This is a genomic window from Gammaproteobacteria bacterium, assembly GCA_016765075.1.
In the GTDB taxonomy this organism is placed as follows: domain Bacteria; phylum Pseudomonadota; class Gammaproteobacteria.
The window spans coordinates 1-8,152 of the sequence record JAESQP010000163.1 but is presented as its reverse complement, the minus strand read 5'-3'; the positions used below and the strand labels follow the sequence as shown (position 1 = coordinate 8,152).

Annotated in this window: 7 protein-coding genes and 1 pseudogene; 4 read left to right on the top strand and 4 right to left on the bottom strand. The window is 49.0% G+C overall.

What is annotated here, in order from left to right:
- Positions 1 to 65 precede the first annotated feature (65 nt).
- The gene (gene arsS / locus JKY90_10095) at positions 66 to 1,031 is read right to left on the bottom strand and encodes an arsenosugar biosynthesis radical SAM protein ArsS (protein MBL4852604.1); all 966 of its coding nucleotides are present in this window, start codon (positions 1,029 to 1,031) and stop codon (positions 66 to 68) included.
- 342 nt (positions 1,032 to 1,373) lie between these two features.
- Here arsS and JKY90_10090 point away from each other — a divergent pair.
- Positions 1,374 to 1,543: pseudogene (locus tag JKY90_10090) on the top strand (transposase).
- A gap of 84 nt (positions 1,544 to 1,627) precedes the next feature.
- On the opposite strand, the gene JKY90_10085 reads toward JKY90_10090, so the two are convergent.
- The 3 genes from JKY90_10085 to JKY90_10075 are packed head-to-tail and all read right to left on the bottom strand — an operon-like array spanning position 1,628 to position 5,863.
- Positions 1,628 to 3,049, bottom strand: a complete 1,422-nt coding sequence (locus JKY90_10085) for a TolC family protein (protein MBL4852603.1) — start codon at positions 3,047 to 3,049, stop codon at positions 1,628 to 1,630.
- On the bottom strand, positions 3,049 to 4,131 hold the full coding sequence (locus JKY90_10080; protein MBL4852602.1) for an HlyD family efflux transporter periplasmic adaptor subunit: 1,083 nt from the start codon (positions 4,129 to 4,131) through the stop codon (positions 3,049 to 3,051). The genes JKY90_10085 and JKY90_10080 overlap by 1 nt, the downstream gene beginning before the upstream one ends.
- Positions 4,124 to 5,863 carry an ABC transporter ATP-binding protein gene (locus tag JKY90_10075; protein MBL4852601.1) on the bottom strand — a complete coding sequence of 580 codons (1,740 nt, stop codon included), beginning with the start codon at positions 5,861 to 5,863 and terminating at the stop codon, positions 4,124 to 4,126. Before JKY90_10075 ends, JKY90_10080 begins: the two co-directional genes overlap by 8 nt.
- A gap of 665 nt (positions 5,864 to 6,528) precedes the next feature.
- Here JKY90_10075 and JKY90_10070 point away from each other — a divergent pair.
- The 3 genes from JKY90_10070 to JKY90_10060 form a co-directional block, all read left to right on the top strand.
- Positions 6,529 to 7,668 carry a Re/Si-specific NAD(P)(+) transhydrogenase subunit alpha gene (locus JKY90_10070; protein ID MBL4852600.1) on the top strand — a complete coding sequence of 380 codons (1,140 nt, stop codon included), beginning with the start codon at positions 6,529 to 6,531 and terminating at the stop codon, positions 7,666 to 7,668.
- The gene (locus JKY90_10065; GenBank protein MBL4852599.1) at positions 7,665 to 7,958 is read left to right on the top strand and encodes an NAD(P) transhydrogenase subunit alpha; all 294 of its coding nucleotides are present in this window, start codon (positions 7,665 to 7,667) and stop codon (positions 7,956 to 7,958) included. Before JKY90_10070 ends, JKY90_10065 begins: the two co-directional genes overlap by 4 nt.
- Before the next feature lie 2 nt (positions 7,959 to 7,960).
- Positions 7,961 to 8,152: NAD(P)(+) transhydrogenase (Re/Si-specific) subunit beta (locus JKY90_10060; GenBank protein MBL4852598.1), on the top strand; the 192-nt coding region annotated here is incomplete at its 3' end.

Genomic DNA, 8,152 nt, shown 5'->3' with positions numbered 1-8,152 from the left:
GTCAGAGTAGGTGGTGAGAACGGCAGACTGCATATTCATAATTGAAACTCCAAAGTTCTAAATTATTAAGCGGCGTCGAGCGCTCCGCCACAACTGCTGCCTTGTCCGGCAGTACAGCCATAGCAGTGATCTTTTACAACGACATTTCGCCCGTTAAGATCGACATTCATCAGGTCGGTGATATGCGTGCGCTGTTGTCCATTAGTTAGCGGCAGACCTAACATCTGGTTAAAGTCGCAGTCATAGACATAACCTTGCCAGTCGATGCTGATCAACGATTTGCACATGACGGATGAGAGGTTGCCTACATTGTGTGCGCTGCGCAGAAGGTCCATATAGCCGTCAAAAGTACCTTTGGATATTAGCATACTGCCAAAGCGTTTGATGGGCATATTGGCAACGGTATAAAGCTGGTTAAAGATAATGCCAAAGTGCTCAAAAAGGTGATGGTGATAGTTGGCTTCCAGTTCTTTTTGCGGCGGTGGCAATGTTGCCCCCTGAGGATTGTAGACCAGATCAAGCGTTAAACCGCTGTTGGCCTTACCGTAGCCCAGCGCATTGAGCTCTTGCAAGCCCTTGATGCTGCCATCAAACACACCTTCACCGCGTTGAGCATCGACATTGTCTTCCAGATAGCAGGGCAGTAAGGCGACGACGGTAACTTTATTATTGGCCAAAAACTCGGCGGTGCCAGCATAACCTGGTTCGGATAAAATGGTGAGATTGCAGCGGTCGATGACGGCCAGGCCAAGGTCGCGTGCGGCTTTGACGAAATAACGGAAATCGGGGTTCATTTCTGGCGCGCCACCGGTGAGATCAACCGTTTTGGCGCCGCATACTTTCAGGTATTGCAATATCGTGTCGATGGTCTCACGACTCATGATCTCTTTGCGTGTCGGCCCAGCGTTGACGTGACAATGCAGACAACTGAGGTTGCAGAGATAACCGAGATTGATCTGAACGGTCTCTAAGACATTACGGCGCAAGGCTGGAAAATCAGTCTGTTCAAGTCGGGACAGGGTTGCGTGCATGGGTTCCTCAGTCAATCATTTGTCATGCCAGTTTGCCACACTATAACTAGGCAAAAGCCAGATAATGTTGCAAAGTGTACAAGGTTACATCACTGGCGTTCGGGATATTTCACGCGGCTGTAACAATCGTAGCAAGTTCTACAGCTTAAAGAGTGCCCCTATGTGTGTTTTTGGTCTCTGCGTGATTCCAAGTACATATAGAGGCACACCTTCATGGTATTACCTCGATTAGCATTCTTGCTCCAGCAGTGGAGCAGGTTGACACTAAACTACGCATCGTTGGCCTATATAGAAGTGTCAATGCTGTGCTGTATGGGTCGATGGAGCCACACTGGGATGTTTTTCGCACAAGGTGTCAAGGGTCGAATTGAAGCCAGTGTGGAAATTGCCAAACGTAGCGAGCTGCACACATTCAAAGTCATGCCTAAACGTTGGGTGGTAGGGCGATCTTTCGCTTGGCTGGGAAACGTTGTCGCCTGTGGAAAAACTGCGAACGCTTACTGGAATCTTGATCAGCCATGGCCTTGCTAGTTTTTACTGCTCTGACACTGAGACAATCTTGACCAGGGACTCAAGAGCAGACTCGTCGACGGATATTAAGGGGTATTGATGCGAAGCGCACTCATATTGGCGGTGGCTGCGTAGTAATCGGCGAGTGCTTCGAAGTGGGTAAGCTTGGCGATAACATTGCGCACTTTGGTGTCGGCGGCATTTTCTTCGCGTACGTTGAGCAGAAAAAAAGTGCTTGCGCCTTCAAGGCCCCGTTCTCGTTCTGCTTGTTCAAGCCGCGTTGCTTGGGTGACTTCCTGGCTAGCTAGATCAGCAAATTCAGCGGTCGCTTTGAGTGAATAGGAAAGCTGGGTGATGTTGGTGCGCAGTCGCTCCTGCACCTGTTGGCGCTCGAATTTTAGTTCATTCAATCTTGCCTGAGCGGCGCTAATTTCTCCGCGCGCGGCGCGACGGCCAATGGGCACTGAGATAGCCAGCTCTACAATGATATCGGTGCCTTCGCTGCTGGCACGGCCTTCGCCGAGGTCGCGGGCGAGTTTGGCGCCGATGTCGACTTTTGGTTTGAATAAGTTCTCGCCCAGTTTGAGCTGTAGTTGTGCTTGCTCTATTTCGATGTCAATTCGGCTGAGTTCCATTTGTCGCGCGAATGCATTTTTTATATCTTCATTAACACGCTGAATAACGCTAGTATCGATGAGCGGAAACTGACTGGGAAGTTGTGTCCGCTTAGGACTTCGCGGCTCGCCATTATGATCTCTGAAATAAAGGCTAAGCGTCAATGCTGCTACTTCAAACCTACCTTGTGTCTGGACTACCAGGGCGCGTCGTTTAAGCACATTCTGGAGGTTCTCAACGATATCAATTTCAGCGATATCGCCAGCGGCAAAACGTTCCTTGAAAGCATGATCACGATCCTCGGCGATTTCCAGCAGGTGTTCATAGATCGACAGTCGCGAGCCAGCCGCGAGCCAGCGCCAATAGGCGATCATGGCGCCATGTTGCACCTGCGCCTGGTTTAGTAGTAGTTCGGTTCGTGCCAGCTCGATACCAAGCTCACTATTTTGCAGTTTGAATCGTTTTTCATCGAAATTACGATCGCGAAACAGAGGAAACAGTACACCGATATTTAGCTCCCCCCGATTTAGGGTTATCAGTTCGTCCTCATATATTGGGAAGGTGCCTGTACCCGAGCGATACCCCCCATAGACTTTGCCGCCTGAGTTTTGTAGTGGTTTTACTAGTGAATTGTCGATGTAGGTGCCGTTATAGAATCCGCTCAACCAGAATAGAGAGTTTTGTTCAAAGTTCGTATCAAAAGCTCCAGTTGCGGCAAATTGATTGGCTTCGGCGCGCCGTTTTTTTTCTGCTGATTCAAGGATTTGTGGCACATAGCGTAGCGATGAGTTGAGGACTTCATCAAGTGTTAATATACTTTGCTTGGCGTATGCTGGCAGAGTTAGGGCGAGTAGCAGGAGTGCTACGGTATTCCATAATGCATAAACCTGCATTATGAAATACCACGGTCCGTAAATACGTTGCCTACTTCAGAGTTTTCCGGTGGAAAACCGTTCAAGCGGCGCCATAACTCGTAGGCGACGGTGACTTCGTCAAGTAAAACCCAGCCCCGCGCTTTTGCGCCAAATCTTAGGTAGCGGCGATCGGGCCATGACAGATCGTTGGGATCTTCACTGACGACTATTCGAAAACGTCCATTGAGCGATATCACCGGGTCGACAATCGATACAATGCCGCCGAAGGTGCCGATAGCCACTGTAGGCCACCCACCAGACTGCACCGCTGGCCAGCCTTCGAACTGCAATCTGACTTTTCTGCCTGGTGTTACCAGCGAGGCATCAAGGCTTGAGACATAGAGGTCTACCGCCAGTTCGGCATGGGCTGGTACAAACTGGGCAAGTGGCGTGCCAGCGGTGACCAGGGTTGCTGAGTCACCGGCTGAGATTTGTACGATGATGCCGTCACTCGGTGCCGTGACAACTAGAGAGGACTGGCGACTCAATCTGATTTGCATCCTGCTTAGATCGGCCTCGGCAGCAGACTGACGCGACAGCAATCCCTGATACTTGATCTGCGCGTTCTCGAAGGCGTTGCGTGCTGCTAAACCTTGCTCAAACAGGCGCTGCTGACGTTGCAAATCGATTTCGGCGGTTTGCGTTGCCGAGCGTGCAGCTTGGTAGCGACTTTTCATCGCAGTACGCTCGGCGTTGAGTCGCCCGATTAGCTGGGGGTCGAGGTCGATAATTTCAACAATAGGATCGCCACTTTTGATTGTGCTGCCCTCGCGCACATGCCAACGTCCGATTCGACCACTATTGAGAGCCATGATGGTTTGGCTGCGCTGGGTCGGATCAAGTGCGGTCACCTGACCGCGACCAACAATAGTTTGCACCCACGGCATGTAAAATAAAAAAAGCAAAGAAACAATGAGGCCAAGTAAGGTGAGAAACCCGAAGACCCAGATCGGTTTCGGTATTTTGAGTTTCCATGTTGTTACAAAGCGATCAAGGTATTCCTTGTCGGCAAATTCTGCTAAGGCTGTAATGGTTGGCGTCGATTTATGTTTATCAGCCATCGATTAGGGTTCTCGTTACATCAGATTTCGCAAAGGCGCTGGCATGTTTTTTTCTTGTGTAGTTAAGCAGCTCGGTGAGAGTTACGAATGCCATGGTATGGCCGGAGTCCAGCGCCATGTAATGATCGAAACCTTCAAGATCTAATCGGTGTGACAAATAAATAAAAGTAGTGTTCCCTAAACTGGCAATATAATCCAGGATGCGTTGACGATGCTTTGGCTGCAGGGTATCGCAATCACTGGAAAATACCAGTAGGCGCGGTTTTGCGGCAAGTGCACGGGCGATTTTTAGTCGAATCACCTCTGCATGCGTTAGCGGAAAGCCGCTGGTTGCCAGAATGGTGTCGAGTTTTCCATCGAGATTATTGATGACTGGATTCAGGCTAACGATATCGAGCAGTTCACGCATGGAGGCAAGACTGAGGTCGGGGTTAGCGAAACGCAGAAACTCGGCGATGGATCGCTCATAGACGTGGCTGCCTGAGATGATAAAAATTTCCTCTCTTAGATCGTGTACGTTGAAATCGCTGAGGTCATTGCCGTCAAGCAAAATATGGCCGCGTTCAGGAATGCGCATACGTGTGATTAGATCAACAAATACATCAGACAAGCCAACGCTTTCTGGTGCAACGAGTGTGCTGCTGCCGACGGAAAACTCGGCAGTGATCAAGTATTTCTTGGCCGGAAATGTTACCTCGGCGTTTTGAAACTGTACTGCTGGAGACCACTGTTTGATAGAGCAATGACGTGAAAAGTCTTCAAGTGTTAGTTGAAAAAAGCCGGAGAGCTTATAGAGCGCCGCATACAGATGATAATACAGTCCAAGGTAATAGCTGAAACGTGAGAGACCGTAAAAGATGGCAGCAAGAATGAGTTCAGCGGCGATTAGCTGCCCCAGCGTGAGCTGGTTCAGAATGACCAGCCAACCGCCTATTCCGAGTAGTGCGGCGCTAGCCAGGGAGTAGAGGGCCAGAAAGCCAATAGTCTGAGCATAGGTATAGCGAAAATGGGCTCTGTGTGCATCGATATAATTCTTGGTCACACTATCTGATTGATCGGCCGCGAAGCGGATGCCACGTCTGGATTTGAAGTCACGATGATGCCGTACCAGCAGCTCAAGCCAGTTTGCGGTGTCGTACTTGGCTTTTGATAATTCGAGCACGGTTCGTACTGCTCCCCTGTCCGCAGTGCGCCAGACTAGGTACATAAGCAGGATATGAACAATGCTGAAAGCGAGAAACAGGGGGTGATAGAACGAAACAACAACATAGCCAATCAAGGTTTGCAGTGCCAAGGTGATGCCGCCTGACAGCAGTAGTGGTAGGCTCTTTTGGATGATATCAATTTCAAAAAACCGGTTGGTCAGATCGTCAGGGTTCATTCGATCAAACTGTGTGGTATCTGAGTGTGTCATACGCATGGTGATTTCGGCTGTGATGCGGCCGAGAAAGCGTTGTTCAAACACTGCTAGCACATAGGTTTGCAAGGCGACAAAGACCCCGGACAGCGCCAGCAGAATAAAAAGCGTGATAGATAGAGAAATGACGGAACGTATCAGCGAGGTATTGGCAATGGTCTCAATCAACACCTGGACAGAAATCGGTAAGGCAAGTGTTAGTAGACTAATTGCTATACCGTAGGCGATAGCAACCCAATAGAATTGGCGCTCGCCTCTCAGTACTAGCCGTACCAACTGGAAAAACCCAAACGAAGGTTGATTATTGACAGACACGAAAGCTCCGGTATGGGTTTTGGCTGTAAGCCGCTAATGATGAGAGGGGCATGCGTGTATTGATGGTTTTAGTTTGCTGACAGAACACTTGTGGCATGAACCGGTTTTGTTGCGCACGATTTTTTATTGCAGCGCTCAAGACCGCGCCATGTGCTGATACTACCATTTAGATATTTTCTCTAGTATGAGGCTTCAGCACTGAATTATTGCTTGTGATTATAAAAATTCGCCTAGTTGAAACCTATGATGATCGCGATAGGCGTTAGCTTTGTCAAAAATAGTCAGCAAGTTTATAAGTTAGTGCTGTTAATCTGGCAGCCATATTTTAACTTTCACCAAGAACCTGTTTAAGATTTAAGGTATGTACGTGATTAGTGTGATAGGTTAATGATTTTTAATAATACCATGTTAGTTTACGATGCCAGATAAAGCCAAGATTTACCTCAGTGATCTGAGCCGAGAGCAGTTTGAAAGAATTCACTCCCTGCTGGAAGTTGCTCGAAAACGCACTACACCACGTACTGTTGGCCTATTATGAAGTATCAATGCTGTGTTGTATTGGCTAAAAATGGACTATCAGTCGCGGATGATACCGAAAGCCCCCCAATGGCGTACTGTGTATGAGTGCTTCACGGTCTGGAGAACAACAAAATAGGAGATATGACATGTCAGTAAGACTGGGGGTCCCTGCCGAAACGGCAACGGGTGAGCGTCGCGTTGCCTTGGTGCCAGATACGGTCGCACGCTTAGTTAAAAACGGCTACGAAATACTGGTTGAGAAAGGTGCTGGTAGGGCTGCGCATTTTATTGATTTTGCCTATGAAGAAGCAGGTGCCAAGTTGGTTGACAGTGCCAGTGATGTGATAGCGCAAGCTGATTTATTGCTTAAAGTTTCGCCTCCTGGCCTGGATGAGATTCAGGCTATACCAGAAGGTGGCGCGATAATGGGCTATATGGATGCCTACAATAGTGCTGACCGAGTTAATGCCTTGCGTGAGCGTAAAATCACTGCCTTTGCTATGGAATTAGTGCCACGTATTTCGCGCGCACAGTCGATTGATGCACTTTCTTCACAGGCAACGATTGCTGGCTATCGTGCTGCCTTATTAGGTGCGCAACTCAGTGATCGCTTTTTCCCGATGTTGACCACCGCAGCAGGCACGATTCGTCCAGCCAAGGTGTTGATTATGGGTGCTGGCGTTGCTGGCCTGCAAGCTATCGCCACGGCACGTCGTTTGGGTGCGGTGGTGGAAGCCTATGATGTACGGCGTGCGGCGGGAGAACAAGTGCAGTCTTTAGGTGCCAAGTTCCTTGCTTTGGAACTGGATGCCGAGGGTGAAGGCGGCTATGCTCGTGAACTCACTGCAGAAGAAAAAGTGAAAGAGCAGGAGATGTTAAACATGCATGTTGCGCAAGCCGATGTGGTGATTACTACTGCGCAGATACCCGGTCGTGCTGCACCAACGCTAATCTCAAAAGACATGGTCTCTATTATGAAACCGGGCGCAGTGATTGTTGATTTGGCGGCTGAAAGTGGTGGTAACTGTGAGCTGACCCAAGCTGGGAAAACTATTAATCATGACGGCGTGTTGGTTCATGGCCCGGTCGCTATTGCCAGTAGCTTGGCAGTGCATGCCAGTGAAATGTATGCCAAGAATTTGTTGAATTTTATTGCTTTATTCAGCAATGAAGATGGCAGGCTTGAATTCAACTGGCAAGATGAAGTGGTTGCTGGCAGTGCGTTAACGCATAACGGTGAAATTAAACACGAGTCTGTGCGTCAGGCTTTAGGAGAAAATTCATGATAGAAGGTGTTTGGGCGGCACTATTTATAGTTATGTTGGCTGGTTTCGCTGGCTATGAAGTGATTAACCGTGTGCCAGTGATATTGCATACCCCCTTAATGGCGGGCTCTAATTTTATCCATGGCATTGTGTTGGTCGGCGCTATGATCGTGCTTGGTCATGCTGATACCGGTTTGCAACAGGTGATTGGTTTTATTGCCGTTGCTTTAGCCGCAGGTAATGCGGCGGGTGCTTATGTTGCGACCGAGCGCATGCTTGAAATGTTTGAAGCCAAGAATCAAAGGAAATAGCCGTGGAACACGTTATCCAAGCCGCATATTTTATTACGGCACTGTTATTTCTTTTAGGCTTACGGCAGATGTCGTCACCAAAGACGGCGCGCAACGGCATTCTTTGGGCTGGTGGTGCGATGGGGTTGGCCGTTATCGCCACCTTCTTTACCCCTGGCCTGCACAATATAGGGCTGATGTTGATTGCAATTATT

Coding starts and splice junctions, on each gene's coding strand:
- arsS (MBL4852604.1), bottom strand. CDS start 1,031: ATGCACGCAACCCTGTCCCGACTTGAACAGACTGATTTTCCAGCCTTG.
- JKY90_10085 (MBL4852603.1), bottom strand. CDS start 3,049: ATGCAGGTTTATGCATTATGGAATACCGTAGCACTCCTGCTACTCGCC.
- JKY90_10080 (MBL4852602.1), bottom strand. CDS start 4,131: ATGGCTGATAAACATAAATCGACGCCAACCATTACAGCCTTAGCAGAA.
- JKY90_10070 (MBL4852600.1), top strand. CDS start 6,529: ATGTCAGTAAGACTGGGGGTCCCTGCCGAAACGGCAACGGGTGAGCGT.
- JKY90_10065 (MBL4852599.1), top strand. CDS start 7,665: ATGATAGAAGGTGTTTGGGCGGCACTATTTATAGTTATGTTGGCTGGT.